This window comes from Novosphingobium sp. (genome assembly GCF_019748365.1).
Lineage (GTDB): Bacteria > Pseudomonadota > Alphaproteobacteria > Sphingomonadales > Sphingomonadaceae > Novosphingobium.
Genome location: NZ_JAIEPN010000020.1, coordinates 1 through 15,115 on the forward strand (window position 1 = coordinate 1; position 15,115 = coordinate 15,115).

At 63.0% G+C, this 15,115-nt stretch carries 10 protein-coding genes and 1 pseudogene; 5 read left to right on the forward strand and 6 right to left on the reverse strand.

Translation table 11 applies throughout. The features are described 5' to 3' along the window. Nucleotides 1-2 precede the first annotated feature (2 nt). Complete coding sequence (locus tag K5Q19_RS02985; protein WP_292941050.1) at nt 3-641, reverse strand: ArdC-like ssDNA-binding domain-containing protein; 639 nt, start codon at nt 639-641, stop codon at nt 3-5. A gap of 600 nt (nt 642-1,241) precedes the next feature. On the opposite strand from K5Q19_RS02985, the gene K5Q19_RS02990 reads away from it, so the two are divergent. Continuing rightward, complete coding sequence (locus K5Q19_RS02990) at nt 1,242-1,727, forward strand: helix-turn-helix domain-containing protein (RefSeq protein WP_017503469.1); 486 nt, start codon at nt 1,242-1,244, stop codon at nt 1,725-1,727. Then, on the forward strand, nt 1,724-2,173 hold the full coding sequence (locus tag K5Q19_RS02995) for a type II toxin-antitoxin system PemK/MazF family toxin (protein WP_292941058.1): 450 nt from the start codon (nt 1,724-1,726) through the stop codon (nt 2,171-2,173). The genes K5Q19_RS02990 and K5Q19_RS02995 overlap by 4 nt, the downstream gene beginning before the upstream one ends. Before the next feature lie 343 nt (nt 2,174-2,516). Here the strand turns inward: K5Q19_RS02995 and K5Q19_RS03000 are convergent, their stop codons facing one another. Next, complete coding sequence (locus tag K5Q19_RS03000; protein ID WP_058803345.1) at nt 2,517-3,077, reverse strand: recombinase family protein; 561 nt, start codon at nt 3,075-3,077, stop codon at nt 2,517-2,519. Nucleotides 3,078-3,249: 172 nt separating this feature from the next. Between K5Q19_RS03000 and K5Q19_RS03005 the strand changes: the two genes are divergently transcribed. From K5Q19_RS03005 to K5Q19_RS03015, 3 genes and pseudogenes are all read left to right on the forward strand, one after another. Next, entirely contained in the window at nt 3,250-6,219 is a 2,970-nt protein-coding gene (locus K5Q19_RS03005; protein ID WP_082730523.1) for a Tn3 family transposase, read from the forward strand. A gap of 60 nt (nt 6,220-6,279) precedes the next feature. Next, nucleotides 6,280-8,553: pseudogene (locus K5Q19_RS03010) on the forward strand (heavy metal translocating P-type ATPase); the annotation flags it as partial. A gap of 16 nt (nt 8,554-8,569) precedes the next feature. Continuing rightward, the gene (locus K5Q19_RS03015) at nt 8,570-8,965 is read left to right on the forward strand and encodes a hypothetical protein (protein WP_292632541.1); all 396 of its coding nucleotides are present in this window, start codon (nt 8,570-8,572) and stop codon (nt 8,963-8,965) included. A 216-nt stretch (nt 8,966-9,181) separates the two neighbouring features. On the opposite strand, the gene K5Q19_RS03020 is transcribed toward K5Q19_RS03015, so the two are convergent. Genes K5Q19_RS03020 through K5Q19_RS03035 form a run of 4 tightly spaced genes read right to left on the reverse strand, consistent with a single transcriptional unit; the run spans nt 9,182 to nt 15,082 of the window. Continuing rightward, a complete protein-coding gene (locus K5Q19_RS03020; RefSeq protein WP_292941060.1) occupies nt 9,182-9,496 on the reverse strand; it encodes a copper-binding protein in 315 nt (104 codons plus the stop codon). Continuing rightward, nucleotides 9,493-12,624 carry an efflux RND transporter permease subunit gene (locus tag K5Q19_RS03025; protein ID WP_292632545.1) on the reverse strand — a complete coding sequence of 1,044 codons (3,132 nt, stop codon included), beginning with the start codon at nt 12,622-12,624 and terminating at the stop codon, nt 9,493-9,495. Before K5Q19_RS03025 ends, K5Q19_RS03020 begins: the two co-directional genes overlap by 4 nt. After that, entirely contained in the window at nt 12,621-13,853 is a 1,233-nt protein-coding gene (locus K5Q19_RS03030) for an efflux RND transporter periplasmic adaptor subunit (RefSeq protein ID WP_292632547.1), read from the reverse strand. Before K5Q19_RS03030 ends, K5Q19_RS03025 begins: the two co-directional genes overlap by 4 nt. Next, nucleotides 13,850-15,082, reverse strand: a complete 1,233-nt coding sequence (locus K5Q19_RS03035; protein WP_292632548.1) for a TolC family protein — start codon at nt 15,080-15,082, stop codon at nt 13,850-13,852. Before K5Q19_RS03035 ends, K5Q19_RS03030 begins: the two co-directional genes overlap by 4 nt. Nucleotides 15,083-15,115 lie beyond the last annotated feature (33 nt).

Genomic DNA, 15,115 nt, shown 5'->3' on the forward strand with positions numbered 1-15,115 from the left:
GTCTAGCAGGACTGGCCCATTTTTAATCCGGTGCTACCGGCCGATCCGTGGCCCCTTTTATTCCCGGTGTTCTCAGGCATAACCACATGATCGCCGCTCGGCTGATAATAGGGCTGCGATCCGAAGTGCTTCAGGGTGACGGGGATGCGGGCGAAAAGCGCGTCCAGCTCGGCGTCCCGCTCATCGGGATTGGTCGCGGTGATGATTGGCGCGGGTGTTGGATATTTCGCCTCGATGCCGTCGATCTGCTCAGAATTGAAAACGGTATAGCGCTTGAGGAACGCCACCTGACGCTTGCCGTCCTCGCTGCTCTTGCCACCCTTGTCGGCGTCAACCTCAATCTTGTTGGCATAGACGACGGTCGAACCCTTCTCGCCCTTACGGACGCATCCACCAAGCGCGAGCGCCTGCTTGAAGGTCAGCCAATGCGGAGAGCCATAGCCCTTGGTCATGGCGGCAACCCAAAGGGTCAGGACGTTGATGCCCCGATAGGGAACGCCGGTCGAGCGGAGCGGGATATTCGGTGCGGTGCTGCCGTTCCACGATTTCGACCAAGGCCGGGTGCCTGCCTCGATCATCGCGATCATCTGATCGGTGATTTCCTGATAGATGTCGGCTCGATTGTCGGTGATCCGTCCCATGATGTCTTCCTTTCCTTTGAGGCTGAAAGCCGGTCGCAACAGCAACCGGCTCTGCCTTTCCGGCGAGGAACGGGATGGGGAGGGAGGGCGAGAATCTGGCCTCTGGCGCGGGCGAGCCGCCTAGCGCGGCCGACGCTCCGCAGGGCGTCGGGTGCCGCGTTTGGCGGATTACACGGGGGGCCTGATTGTCGTTCGGGAACGAAAGGGCAGCCGCCCTTGGTGTTCCCCGGCACCGGTCTGGCCTCCGGGGGAGGGCAGCGTGCCCAACAAGATGTGCCACGCTCCAGGCGTGTCATGGGGGGTGTGCCACGTGGCACACCTGCCTTGCGGCAGCGCGAATAGGAAAACACGGGGAGAGGGGGAGGCCGTGGGGGCTCCCGCTGGGTTTATCCTCGGTTGATACGCCAGGAGTGTACCCTGAGCGGTTCCTATATGGGGTTGTCCTATGCTTTGTAGGCCCCGTGTGGCTCCCGGGTGGGCGGTCCAAAGGGCCGGGGAGGGGGCGGCCTGCGCGCCCTGTGGGGCGCCCCTAGTGCCGCCCCCTCAAACTTGAATCCCCTTCGCGCGAGGGGCATATTTGCAGCCAGAAAGGATAATCACATGGCTGCGAAAAAGCAAAAGGACAGCAGCGCCGATCTGCGAACGAATGAGAAGAAGTGGACCAAGCCGCTGATGGATGCGGGCTGGACTGCATTGCCGAGCGTCATCATCGAAAATCAGCGCCAGCTCATGCTGTCGCCGCTCGATCTCAACATCATCGTGTATCTGGCGAGCAAATGGTGGACGGCGGAGGGCAAGCCCTTTCCGTCCAAGACCACGATGGCGAAGGCGATGGACGTTCATCCGCGCACGATCCAGAAGCACATCGCTGCGCTGGAGGGGGCAGGGTATATCCGTCGCGAGGAGCGGCGGACCGAAACCGGCAGCCGCACCAACATCTACCATCTCGATGGGCTGATTAAGGCAGTAGCGCCGTTCGCGGTCGAGAAGCTGGCTGAGATCAAGGACAAGGCCGAGTTGGCGAAGCGCCGTCAGAACCGGGCCGGGGCGCCTAAGCTGCGTCTGGTACAGGATGACGACGAGTGAACGCGCATATCCAAGATCCACCCCCGAAAGTGGAACCGAGGGTTACGGCCGCGCCAAGCATCCGTCAGCTCTACTGGTGTGACTTTCCGCAAGACGCCCAGCTCCCGGAGTTCTGGAAGCGGCGCCCCGTCATCATCGTGTCGTTCAAGAACACGCTGCATGGCGCGGTCGCGGTGGTGCCCTGCTCGACGGCAGCGCAGCCAGGAAACAAGTGGGCCTTTCCGCTGCAGACCACGATTGACGGTCGGGCGGCGTTCGCGATCTGCGACAAGCTGACGACCGTGGCGGTGAGCCGGCTAATCCCTGACAAAGGCGGCATCATGCGAATGCCGGTCGGGGAGTTCGACGACATGCTGCGCCTTGTGTTGGCCTGGCTGCCGGTGCCCTCGACGCCCCCGTCGCCGCCTCAGGGGGTGCCGCCTACGCCCACCGGTTCCGGCGCGTAAGGCCGGTTGATGTCCTTTCAGATTTTAGTTGAATCGTAAGGGATGGGTTTCTACATGGGGAGCACGCGCGGCCTCCCCCTGGGGAGTGTCCGTTTCCCGCGAGGGAACTAAATGGTCGGGGCCGCCTCAAAAGGGCGGCCCTTGGCTTATCTGCGGCACTGGCACGCAGCCCGCAAGCTTCAGACATAATGACCTGCTCGCCGGTAGATTGGCATCGAGTCGTCCAGTCGCATGGCAGGGAAGGGCGGAACGTCGTCGGCCGCCGCTTAGGCAGAGCAATAGGCGTCACCTCAAGGTTTGTGCGCCAGACAACGATTTGCCGGACATTGTGGGAACATAGGCGTCAGGCGGCGACGCGGAGATACTGGTATAGGGTTTCACGGCTGATCCCCAGGTCGCGGGCGATTGTGGCCTTACGCTCGCCGGCGGCAATGCGGCGGAGCAGCTCGGCGACCTTATCGTCAGAGAGGGACCGTTTCCGTCCGCGATAAGCGCCGCGTTGCCTGGCAAGCGCAATTCCTTCGCGCTGCCGTTCCCGGATCAAGGCACGCTCAAATTCGGCGAACGCGCCCATGACCGAAAGCATCAGATTGGCCATGGGGGAATCCTCGCCGGAAAAGGCAAGGCTCTCCTTCATGAACTCGATGCGGATGTCTCTCTTCGTGAGAGACTGGACCAGCTTGCGCAGATCGTCGAGATTGCGCGCCAGTCGATCCATGCTGTGCACCACGACGGTATCGCCCTCGCGGGCGAAGGCGAGCATGGCGTCGAGCTGGGGCCGATTGACGTCCTTGCCCGATGCTTTGTCGGTAAAGATCCGGTCGAGCGACTGACCTTCCAACTGGCGATCGACATTCTGATCGAATGTGCTCACCCGGACGTAACCGATCCTCTGGCCTTTCATCGCCGCCTCCGGTCAATTTGTCAGGTTGAAATCTATGACACCGCGCAACAGACGTCAACAAATGCGTTCACCAACTCTAATCTGACAGAATTGGAAGCACCGCCCTGACGTCCGGTTAGGCTATACTCCAGATTGACGCTAGCCTGCTGCTCAGGAGTCGGATGGAGGCAGCATGGCGCGGCGGCGATTATTGACCGGGGAAGAACGGCGGCGCCTGTTCGATGCTCCCCATGACGAAACCGCGATCGTCAGCCACTATACTCTTGCCGTCAGGGATCTTGACCTGATCGGTCGCCGCTATCGACCCGCCAATCGCCTCGGCCTGGCTGCGCAGATCGCATTGATGCGGCACCCTGGCTTCGGTTTGCAGCCCGACATCGGCGTGCCAAATGCGATCCTCCACTACCTTGCTGCCCAGATATTCGTCGATGCGGAGGCTTTCGGCGACTATGGCCAGCGCGCCCAAACGCGCAACGATCACGCTGACATTGCCGCACAGCACCTCGGGTTACGCCCCTTCCGGCGAGGGGATATCCCACTCGCGCTCGACCTGGCCGCGCGAGCCGCCGAACAGACCGACCGGGGCGAGCCCATTGTTCGCGCGTTGATGGAGGGATTGAAGCAGGAGCACTTCATTCTTCCATCGGCCGACACGATCGAACGGGCCGGTCTCGCCGGCAGGGCGCGCGCCCGCAAAGCCGCGGCAGCAACCATCATCGAAAGCCTGGGTCATGCCGAACTGACCCGGATCGACGATTTGATCGTCAACAGCAGCGACTTCGGCATGACGCCGCTGGCTTGGCTGCGCAATTTCGAGGAGGCGCCGACGACGGCAAATATCAACGGCCTGCTGGAACGGCTGCGCTATGCGCGCGGGGTCGGCATCGATCCGGCGATCGGCGCCAAAATTCCCGATTTCCGGTTCGCGCAATTCATGCGTGAAGGTAGCGCGGCACCGGCGTTTCTGCTTTCCGACTATAGCCTCAACAGGCGGCGCGCGACCCTGGTCGCGGCGGTGATCGACCTCGAGGCCCGGCTCGCCGATGCGGCGATCCAGATGTTCGACAGGCTTGTCGGCGGCCTGTTCACACGCGCGCGGCGCAGCCGTGAAAGACGCTATCAGGACAGCATCCGCTCGGTCGGCGAACTCATGCGGTTGTTCGGCGCCACGATCGCGGCGCTGGGAGAGGCGGTCGAGCATGGCGGCAATCCGATGGAACTGATCGACGAGGCTGTGGGCTGGCACAGGCTGGTCGCGGTGAAGGCGCAGGTCGATGCGCTGGCTGATCTGGCGGGGGAAGATGCCCTTGTCGCGGCAACAGGGCGTTATGCGACCTTGCGCCGGTTCAGCCCAGCTTTCCTCGATGCATTCACGTTCAAGGCGACGGGAAGCGGGGTGCAACTGGTCAAGGCGATTGATGTCATCCGCGACGCCAATGCGCGCAAAACGCGCAACCTGCCCGATGGCGTTCCCCTGCCATTCGCCAACCGGCAGTGGAAGCGCCTCATCACCGAAGGCGGCCAGATTGACCGTCGGCGCTATGAAACAGCCGTCATGGCCACCCTGCGCGATCGGTTGCGCGCCGGCGACATATGGGTGGAGGGAACCCGGAACTATCGCCGCTTCGACACCTATCTGTTGAGCCGGCGCGATGCCGGGAAGGTGGCCGAAAACCTTGCATTCCCAAACGATGCTGCGGCCTATCTGGCCGATCGCGCGAGAATGCTCGATTGGCGGCTGCGCCGTTTCGCCAAGGAACTCAAGGCGAACCGGCTTGCAGGCGTGGCGCTCGAGCGCAATCGGCTCAAGCTGCAACCGATGCTGGCAATCACGCCGCCCGAGGCAGAGGCTCTCGATCGCAGGCTCGACGCGCTGTTACCGCGCGTGCGGATCACCGAACTCCTGGTCGAGGTAGCCGAGCGCACCGGCTTCCTGAGCGCGTTCCGCGATCTTCGGTCCGGCAAAGAGCATGACAACCCGCATGCGATCCTTGCGGCCATTCTGGCCGATGGATCGAATCTGGGTCTGGAACGGATGGCCAATGCCAGCGACGGGGTAAGCTACGCCCAGCTTGCCTGGACGCACAATTGGTATCTGTCGCCCGAAAACTACCAGGCTGCGCTGGCCATGATCGTTGCCGCGCACCATGATTTGCCGTTCACGCATCATTGGGGCGCCGGAACCAGTTCATCCTCCGATGGGCAGTTCTTCCGCTCAGGCCGCAGCCGATCCGCAGCTGCCGACATCAACGCCAAATATGGCGGCGAGCCCGGCCTGAAGATCTACTCCCACTTGTCCGATCATTTTGCCTCCTTCGGGTCGCGGATCATGTCGGCCACCGCCGGAGAGGCGCCTTATGTGCTCGACGGCCTCATGTTGGGCGCCGGCGCGCTGCCGCTGCATGAACATTACACCGATACCGGCGGCGCGACTGACCATGTCTTTGCTCTCTGCCATCTTCTCGGCTTCCGCTTCGTACCCCGGTTGCGCGACATCGCCGACCGGAAACTCGGCTCGATCGCTCCACCCTCGACCTACAAGGGCCTCGAAAGCCTCATGGGGCGAACGGTCAAGACCGCCGCGATCGAAGCCGACTGGGAGGACATCGTCAGGATTGTCGCCACCATCAAGGAGGGAGCCGTCGCGCCGTCTGCGATCCTGCGCAAGCTCGCCGCCTACAAGCGCCAGAACAGGCTGGATTTCGCCCTGGCGGAACTTGGTCGCATCGAACGGACGCTGTTCACGCTCGACTGGCTTGAACAGCCCGACTTGCGGCGGGCCTGCCAGGCCGGCCTCAACAAGGGCGAGGCACGTCATACCCTCGCCGCCGCCATCTACACCAACCGGCAGGGCCGGTTCACGGATCGTTCGATCGAGAATCAGGAATATCGGGCATCGGGCCTGAACCTGCTGATCGCGGCGATAGCCTATTGGAACACCATCTATATGGACAGGGCCGCCCAGCACATCAAAGCATCCGGCGTCAGCTTCGACGACGCGCTCCTCGCTCACCTTTCCCCCATGGGCTGGGCGCATATCAGCTTGACGGGAGATTATCTCTGGCACCGGGCAAAACCGCTCTCCCCCGGCGAATTCCGCGCTCTCAACGATCCCATGGCTCGCCTCAAACTCGTGGCATAGCCAATGTTCTCATGATGTCCGCCAAATCGTTGTCTGGCGCACAAACCTTGAGGTGACGCCTTCAACCCGGGTGCGCTGTCACTGCCCCAGGTGCGCTCGGTCATCGAGGCTGCGGGCGCGGATATTTCGGCGCGTTTTGGCCATGTCGGATGGGAGCTGGGCGAGACCATCCGCCCGCGAGAAGCAAGCAGGATCGGCGAACAACTCGGCAAGATTTCTGGCGTCCTCGAAGCCGGGGTCAGCCCGGCGGGTTTCGTGCGGGTCGAGTTCGACCGAAATCAGATCGACGAACCGGCAGTCCTGACGGCTTTAGAGAGGCTGGGCCTGCGACAGAAGAACGCGGCCGAACATGACCACGGTCCTGGCGAGCATGACCATGGCCACGGCGGAATTTTTGGTTCGTGGACCGAACTGATCTTCGCGCTCGGCTGTGGACTCGTGCTCGCGATCGGATTTGCCATCGAGAAGCTGGGCGGTTCACCTGGTTGGATTCCACTGGGTTGCTACATTGTCGCCTATGGGCTCGGCGGCTTCTTCACGCTGCGCGAGGCGATCGAGAACCTTAAGGCCCGGCGGTTCGAGATCGACACGCTGATGCTGGTCGCAGCTGTCGGCGCCGCGGCGCTTGGCGCATGGGCGGAAGGCGCATTGCTGCTGTTCCTGTTCAGCCTTGGTCATGCCCTTGAACACTATGCGATGGGTCGGGCAAAGCGCGCCATCAAGGCGCTGTCGAAACTAGCCCCTCGCACAGCGATGGTGCGCCAGAGCGACGGATCGACGCGCGAAGTGCCGGTGGAGGAACTCGCGCTCGGCGACGTCCTCGCCGTGAAACCTGACGAGCGCATTCCGGCCGACGGCTTTGTCGTCAAGGGCTCGAGCGCGGTCAACCAGGCTCCGGTGACCGGTGAGAGCATGCCGGTCGACAAGCGGGCGGTAATGGATGACGATGCCGCGCGCGCCAATCCAGACCGGCTCGAGTCCGCCCATCGGGTTTTTGCTGGAACGATCAACGGCAGCGGTGCTCTCGAGATCGAAGTCACCAAGCTCGCCAGCGAGTCCACGCTCGCCAAAGTCATCAAGCTTGTCAGCGAAGCAGAGACGCAGAAATCGCCGACCCAGCGCTTCACCGACAAATTCGAACGCTACTTCGTGCCGACAGTACTGGGCCTGACGGTCCTGCTGCTCTTCGCCTGGGTCGTGGTCGACGAACCGTTCCGCGCCAGTTTCTACCGGGCGATGTCGGTGCTTGTCGCGGCCAGCCCCTGCGCGCTCGCTATCGCGACGCCCAGCGCGGTGCTTTCCGGCGTGGCTCGCGCCGCGCGCGGCGGTGTCCTGATCAAGGGGGGCGCGCCGCTCGAACTGCTTGGTTCACTGGATGCGATCGCATTCGACAAGACTGGCACTCTGACCAAGGGCGCGCCGCGTATCCAGGAGATCGTGGCCGCGCCTGGCATCGACAAGGAGGACTTGGTAGCGGTCGCGATTGCGGTCGAGAGCCTGAGCGACCATCCGCTCGCGCAGGCGATAGCCCGTGATGGAAGGGACCATATTGGCGATCGTTCGATTCCCGAGGCGATCAACATTGAGAGTCTGACCGGGCGCGGCGTGACCGCCGAAGTGGGTAGTGAACGGGTGCTGATCGGCAAGGCTGAGATGTTCGGCACCGAGGGGATCGACCCCTTGTCCGCCCCGATGGCTGCCGCGATCGAAAAATTGAGGGCGGGCGGCTTTACCACCATGGTCGTGCGCCGCGGCGATAGTGACCTTGGTGCCATTGGTCTCCTCGACACGCCGCGGGAAAGCGCGCGCGACGCACTCGCTCAGCTGCGGAAACTCGGTATTAAGCGCATGGTCATGCTCTCGGGCGACCACCAGAGCGTCGCCGATGCTGTCGCCCGCCAGGTTGGGCTCGATGAGGCCTGGGGCGATCTCATGCCAGAAGACAAGGTCGTTACGATCAAGAAGCTGCGTAGCGAGGCGCAGGTTGCGATGGTCGGCGACGGGGTCAACGATGCGCCTGCCATGGCGAGTGCTACCGTCAGCATCGCGATGGGGGCGGCAGGTTCCGATGTGGCCCTCGAAACCGCAGATGTGGCACTTATGGCGGACGACCTGTCTCACCTGCCGTTCGCGGTGGGGCTCAGCCGCAGCACGCGTCGGATCATCCGCCAGAACGTGTTTGTCAGCCTTGGCGTCGTCGCGCTGCTCGTACCGGCGACTATTCTGGGTCTTGGGATCGGGCCGGCGGTTGCCATGCACGAAGGTTCAACGCTGATCGTCGTGTTCAACGCCCTGCGATTGCTTGCCTACCGTGATCGCACGGCCAGCAGCTAATGAAGGAGGTGACAAAATGACCAACGGAAGATGGAGATTTCGCGGCCTGCCACTTGGAGCCGCTATATTTCTGGCAGGAGGATGTGCGACACTTCCACCTGTCCCAGCGCCGCTTACCGCGAAAGCCAACTCGCGGGTCGAAATCCGTTCGGTCTATGCTCACGCGGCAAAGGATGACGTGACCGTGGGCGGATTTGCCCGTCGGCGGGGCTTCGGTTTTCTGCCAGGGGGAAGTCATCTTCACGTGACGGCGTTCAGGAAAGATGGGACCAAGCCTGTCGAAGGGGATGCGTTCTGGCATCCGCCGGTGCACCATCGAACGCTGATATCATCTTATCAGGCAAGACTGCACGGCATCACATCCGAAGAGATTGCACGGATCGAGGTCGAATTTCGAGAAATTCGCGACTAGTCTTGAAGACTCAACTTAATTCTAACCCGAACTGGTATCAGGAGAGAGCCGGCAAGGGCTTTGCTAAGAAGTCGGGGCATCGGCACCGGTCAAATTCTAAGGGTGGCATGCGACCCGTTGGCCTTGACCCCAGATCGCATGCTGGCGTTAAAACCCTTTTCAACAGCAATCTGCACTACCCTTGCGCAATTTCGTGACTGTGCCTTGTTTGCCATCTCAATCGACTTCAAACGATACGTGATCCCCCGCCTTAAATCCTTGAAGAATTTCCGGATTGGCGGAGAATCCCATTTTCATTGCCGACCATTGTAGAGTCGGAATTTCCTTATGGTCGAGCGTGATTGTCCCTTTGGCGGGATCGACCGCAGTGATAGTTCCGGTGCTGGCGCCATGAACAATCGCAACTGGATCGACAGTGCTCTTGCTGCTCGCTGGCGCAGTTGTGGGATTCGGCGCTTCGGGTTGCTTGTTGCAAGCGGCAAGCGCGGCCAACAGTGCGAGACTGGAGGTGATGATCAAGCCTGACTTCATAGTGCTTCTCCTTCGGGTTGATTGCGAAATTGGGTGCGTCGGCGCATCAGTAGGTAGGCCGCAGGGATGATCAGCATCGACAGGAGGGGCGCCGTCAGCATGCCGCCGACCATCGGTGCGGCGATCCGGCTCATCACTTCCGAACCTGTTCCGCCACCTGCCAGGACGGGGAGCAGGCCGGCGAGGATCACTGCGACCGTCATGGCTTTGGGCCGGACGCGCATCACAGCGCCATCGCGGACCGCCCCCACTACGTCGTCATCGCTGTGCGCCTCCAGCGCGTGTTTGAGGTAAATCAGCATGACGACCCCGAACTCGGCCGCGACGCCCGCGAGCGCAATGAACCCCACAGCGGTCGCTACCGACTGGTTGTAGCCGAGCCAATAGAGCAACCACAGACCGCCGGTGAGGGCAAAGGGCAAAGTGCCCATGATCAGCAGCGCTTCATCCCAGCGCCGGAAAGTCAGGTACAAAAGCCCCAGAATGATCGCGAGCGTCACCGGGATTACCAGCTTCATCCGCTCCTTGGCGCGGATGAGAAACTCGTACTGACCAGTATAGGAAACGCTGACGCCGGGGGGCAGCTTGACCTGCACGGTAATGGCGCGCTGGATGTCGCCCACCATGGTCTGCATGTCGCTGCCCCGACCATCGACATAAATCCAGGTCACCGGTCTGCCGTTCTCGCTGCGAAGCATGGGCGGCCCGTCGCTGATATCGATCCGGGCTACACTGCCGAGAGTGATTTGCTGGCCGGCAGGAGTCAGCACCGGCAGGCTTGCCAGTTTGTCCGGACTGTCGCGGATTTCGCGGGGGTAGCGGACCTGGATCGGGTAGCGCGCCAGCCCTTCGACTGTCTGGCCGACCGTTTCGCCGCCAATCGCGCCCGACACCACCGACTGGACATTGGCCACATTGAGCCCGTAGCGGGCGGCGGCGGCGCGATCGACCGTGACGTCGATGTAGCGCCCTCCGGTCAGCCGCTCGGCCAGCGCCGAGGCGACACCCGGCACCGTCCGGACGACCTGCTCGATCTGCCTTGCAGTGCGATCGATCTCGGCGAGGTTCGAACCGGCGACCTTGATCCCGACCGGGCTCTTGATCCCGGTCGCCAGCATGTCGATGCGGTTGCGGATCGGCGGGATCCAGAAGTTGGCAAGGCCCGGCACCTTGACCCGCGCATCGAGCTCCTCGACCAACTTCTCGGGGGTCATGCCGGATCGCCATTGCTCTCGTGGCTTGAAGCGGATGGTCGTCTCGAACATCTCAAGCGGGGCAGGATCGGTTGCGCTCTCGGCGCGTCCGGATTTACCGAATACGCTCTGAACTTCAGGCACGGTCTTGATCAGCCGATCGGTCTGCTGAAGCAGGCGCCCGGCCTCGGCTGGCGAAATGCCCGGCAGCGCCGACGGCATGTAGAGCAGGTCGCCTTCGTTCATCTGCGGCAGGAACTCTCCGCCAATCCGCGACATCGGCCACAAGGTGGTCGCGAAGATCAGGGCTGCGATCACGAGCGTGCGCTTGGGGTGAACGAGCACCCAGTCGATCGCCGGACGGTAAATCCGCGTGAGCCAGCGACTGATCGGATTGGCCTCCTCGCTGGGTATGCGTCCCCGGATCAGGAGTCCCATCAGCACCGGAATGAGCGTGATCGAGAGCAGCGCCGCGGCCGCCATGGCATAGGTCTTGGTAAAGGCAAGCGGCGAAAACAGCCGTCCTTCCTGTCCCTGAAGCGTGAAGATCGGCAGGAACGAGAAGGTAATGATCAAGAGGCTGAGAAACAGCGCCGGGCCTACCTCGGCCGCAGCCTGCGTGACCAGGCGCCATCGCGTCGCCGTGTCCAGTTCGCTATCGGGATGCTCGTGCTGCCAGCGTTCGAGGTGCTTGTGCGCATTCTCGATCATCACGACCGCCCCATCTACCATCGCCCCGATGGCGATGGCGATGCCGCCGAGCGAGAGGATATTCGCGTTGAGGCCCTGCAACCGCATGACGATGAAGGCCATTAGGATGCCGAGCGGAAGCGTCAGGATCGCGACGAGCGCCGAGCGGGCGTGCCAGAGGAACAATGCGCAGACGAGCGCGACGATGACGAACTCTTCGAGGAGCTTGTGTCCGAGGTTCTCCACTGCCCGGTCGATCAACCCCGAGCGGTCGTAGGTCGGCACTATCTCGACGCCCGGCGGCAAGCTTCTTTTCAGTTCATCGAGCTTGGCCTTGACCCCGTCGATGACCGCGCGGGCGTTCTGCCCCTGGCGCATGACGATGACCCCGCCAGCTACTTCGCCGTCCCCGTTCAATTCGGCAATGCCGCGACGCATTTCCGGGCCAATCTGGACCGTCGCGACATCGCCCAGCGTCACGGGAACGCCTCCATCGGCGCGCAGCGGAACCGCACGGAAGTCGTCGAGCGTCTTGAGATAGCCGCTGGCACGAACCGTATATTCGGCGCCGGCCATTTCCACGCTGGACCCGCCAGTCTCCTGATTGGCGCGCTTGAGCGCCTCAGTGACCTGCTCGGTGGTAACCGCATAAGCCGCCAGCTTCTGCGGATCGACGATCACCTGGTACTGCTTGACCATGCCGCCGATGCTGGCGACCTCGGCCACCCCCGGCACAGTCTTCAACTCATAGCGCAGGAACCAATCCTGCAAGCTTCTGAGCTGGGCAAGGTCATGGCCGCCCGACCTGTCAACCAGCGCATATTCAAAGATCCAGCCCACCCCCGTGGCGTCGGGCCCCAGAGCCGGCTTGGCCCCCTCGGGTAGACGGCCTTGCACTTGGCTCAGATACTCAAGAACGCGGCTGCGCGCCCAATAAAGGTCGGTGCCGTCGTCAAACAGCACGTAGACAAAGCTGTCGCCGGTGAACGAATAGCCGCGCACGACGCGCGCACCGGGCACCGACAACATGGTCGAGGCGATCGGGTATGTAACCTGGTTTTCGACGATCTGCGGCGCCTGACCGGGATAGTTGGTGCGAATGATGACCTGCACATCGGAGAGATCGGGCAAGGCATCGACCGGCGTAGTCCGGACCGCGTAAAAGCCGAGAACACTCAGCACTGCTGCCACAACAAGCACCAGATTACGCCAGCGGACAGAGCCGCGGATGATCGCGGCGATCATCGCACATCTCCGATCGGCCGTGCCGGAACACCGCTCAGGCTTGCTTCGGAATCAAGCAGGAACTGCCCCGATGCCGCCACCTTCTCGCCTGGCGCAAGCCCGGTAAGGATTTCTGTTCTGCCCCCGCCCTCGCGGCCAAGCCGGACCTCCGCTGGCCGATAGCGTCCGTCGGCGAGGGCAAGAATGACGAGATTGCGCGCGCCGGTGCGGATGACCGCCTCGCTCGGCACCAACAATCCGGGTTGGCCTTCGTCGCCGAGCGCCACGGTGGCGAACATGCCGGGGCGCAGCAGGCTGCCGCTGTTGGCCAGTTCGATCCGCACCGTGAGAGTCCGGCTTTCGGCCTGCGCTGTCGGCAGGATCGCAATCACGCGGCCCGCGAGGTTTTGGCCGGGAAGAGCGGCCAGCGTCACGTTTGCGCGCTGCCCGACCCGAACAAGGCCCGCCTGCGCCTGCGGCACGGCGGCATTGACCCAGACCGTTCCGATCCCGTTGACCTGTGCAAGGGTCTGGCCTGCCACGAGCGTCATTCCCTGCCGTGCATCCAGCGTCTGGATGACCCCGCCGATTGGCGACGTGATGGTGAGGACGCCGCTCGTTCGCCCGCTGCGCTCCACTTGCGCGATGAGTTGCTCGGGCATGCCCAGTAATCTCAGCCGCTGACGGGCCGCTGTGGTGAGGTCGAGGCGGCCAAGACGGCGGACCGCGAGATACTCGCCCTGCGCGCCGCCCCATTCGGGCAATTGCAGGTCCGCAATGGGCGCGCCCGCACCGATCACGTCGCCCGGCGCCCTGCCATAGACACGGGTGACAAAACCGCCCGAGCGCGCCTGGATGATGGCGACATTGCGCTGGTTGAAGTCGATCGTGCCGGTGACCGTGACCGATGAAGGCAGTGTGCCAATCTCCGCCGTGACCACACGCAGGCCAAGGCTCTGCCGGACAGCCGGGTCGATGCTGACCCCCGGGGCCGTGGCGGTTGCAGCCCCTTCGTCGGCATATTTTGGGATGGTTTTCATCCCCATCGACGACAGTGAATTGGGGTTGTCGTAGTGCTCGGCGGGTACCATCGGATCGTACCAGTAAAGGATCTTGCGCTCCGATCCGGCGCCCGTCACGGTACCGGGACTGCTGCTATGACCGAGCCAATACCCGCCCGTGCCTGCCGCCAGGGCGATCGCCAAGATGCCTGCGCCCCAACGCGCGGTCTGCTTCGCGTGCCAGTTCATGGCCGCACCTCCATGTATGTGTAATTGATCCGGACCGCGTCGCGCGCGACATCAGCTTCGCGGGCGAGTGCATCGACTTCAGCTTCGGCAAGAGCGAGGCTCGAGAGGAGCGCGCTGCCGAGATCGAGCTTGCCTGCGGCATAACTCGCCATATCCAGCTCGGCCCGCCGCTTGGCGAGCGGCACGAGTGTAGCCCTGGCGTTGTCCAACTGCCGGCGATGCATGTCGTAATCGGCAAGATCAGACGTGAGCCCCGCATCCAGATCGCGTTCACCCGAAGCGCGGCTGAACCGTGCGCGTTCCGTATCGGCCTCGCGGGCTGCAATCAGCGGATCCTGTCGTTTACGCGAGAACAGCGGCAGATCGATACTGACGCCGACGGACACCATGTCGCCATAGGCTGGATCGCGTCGACCGTAGCTGGTGCTGACCCGCCAGTCTGGCCGCTTTGCCGCGCGGGCAAAATCTGTCTCTGCCTCGGCGGCAGCGACATCGGCATCAAGAGCGGTCAGGCGCGGGGTTGCGCCAATACCACTTCTCAGCCGTTCGCGGTCGATCATTAACAAGGGCGAATCGCCGCTGACATCGGCATGGGGATCGCCGGTCAGGCGCGCGAGCCGAGCCTGCGCCTTGACCACCTCGGCCTCAAGCTGAGCTCGCCGGTCGCTTACGGCTGCGCGCAACTGCTCGGGTTCATAGGCCTGGCTTGGCCGGGCGGAGCCCGAGGCAAGCCGCGCCGAAACCGTAGCCTGTAAATCGCCGAGGCTGACATCAAGGTGCTGCAATTGGCCAAGGCGGCGCCTGGCGTAGTAAAGATCGATCCAGGCAAGCGCCGTTTCCAGGCGGACGTCTTGCGCCGTGACCGCTTGTCCTGCTTCCGCCGCGCCGATCGCAGCCCGCGCGCGGGTTTGCTCCGCGCGCCGCTTGGCCGGGTTGGGGAATGCTTGTTCGACGCCGATCCGTGCGGTGGTCATGCTTTCATCCCGCGGACGAAAGGCTGGCGGGCCCGAAATCGGAAAATTATCGATGCCAACGGACAAGGTGGGATCAGGAAGCTGGCCGGCAGCAATCGCACGAGCGCGCGATGCGCGGACGCTGGCCTCACTGGCCTTGAGCGCAGGTGCTGCGTTTGCCGCTCGTTCGAGCGCGGCTTCGAAAGTCAGTGGTTCCGCACCTGCCGTACAAGGCAGCGCAGTGGCCAAGGCCGGTGCTAGGAATAGTATACGCATGCAATTGTCTTCCGGTTTGCACCTGCGAGGCCG

Excerpts from the sequence above, each read along its gene's own strand:
- K5Q19_RS02985 (WP_292941050.1), bottom strand. The coding sequence starts at position 641 with ATGGGACGGATCACCGACAATCGAGCCGACATCTATCAGGAAATCACC.
- K5Q19_RS02990 (WP_017503469.1), top strand. The coding sequence starts at position 1,242 with ATGGCTGCGAAAAAGCAAAAGGACAGCAGCGCCGATCTGCGAACGAAT.
- K5Q19_RS03000 (WP_058803345.1), bottom strand. The coding sequence starts at position 3,077 with ATGAAAGGCCAGAGGATCGGTTACGTCCGGGTGAGCACATTCGATCAG.
- K5Q19_RS03005 (WP_082730523.1), top strand. The coding sequence starts at position 3,250 with ATGGCGCGGCGGCGATTATTGACCGGGGAAGAACGGCGGCGCCTGTTC.
- K5Q19_RS03015 (WP_292632541.1), top strand. The coding sequence starts at position 8,570 with ATGACCAACGGAAGATGGAGATTTCGCGGCCTGCCACTTGGAGCCGCT.
- K5Q19_RS03020 (WP_292941060.1), bottom strand. The coding sequence starts at position 9,496 with ATGAAGTCAGGCTTGATCATCACCTCCAGTCTCGCACTGTTGGCCGCG.
- K5Q19_RS03025 (WP_292632545.1), bottom strand. The coding sequence starts at position 12,624 with ATGATCGCCGCGATCATCCGCGGCTCTGTCCGCTGGCGTAATCTGGTG.
- K5Q19_RS03030 (WP_292632547.1), bottom strand. The coding sequence starts at position 13,853 with ATGAACTGGCACGCGAAGCAGACCGCGCGTTGGGGCGCAGGCATCTTG.
- K5Q19_RS03035 (WP_292632548.1), bottom strand. The coding sequence starts at position 15,082 with ATGCGTATACTATTCCTAGCACCGGCCTTGGCCACTGCGCTGCCTTGT.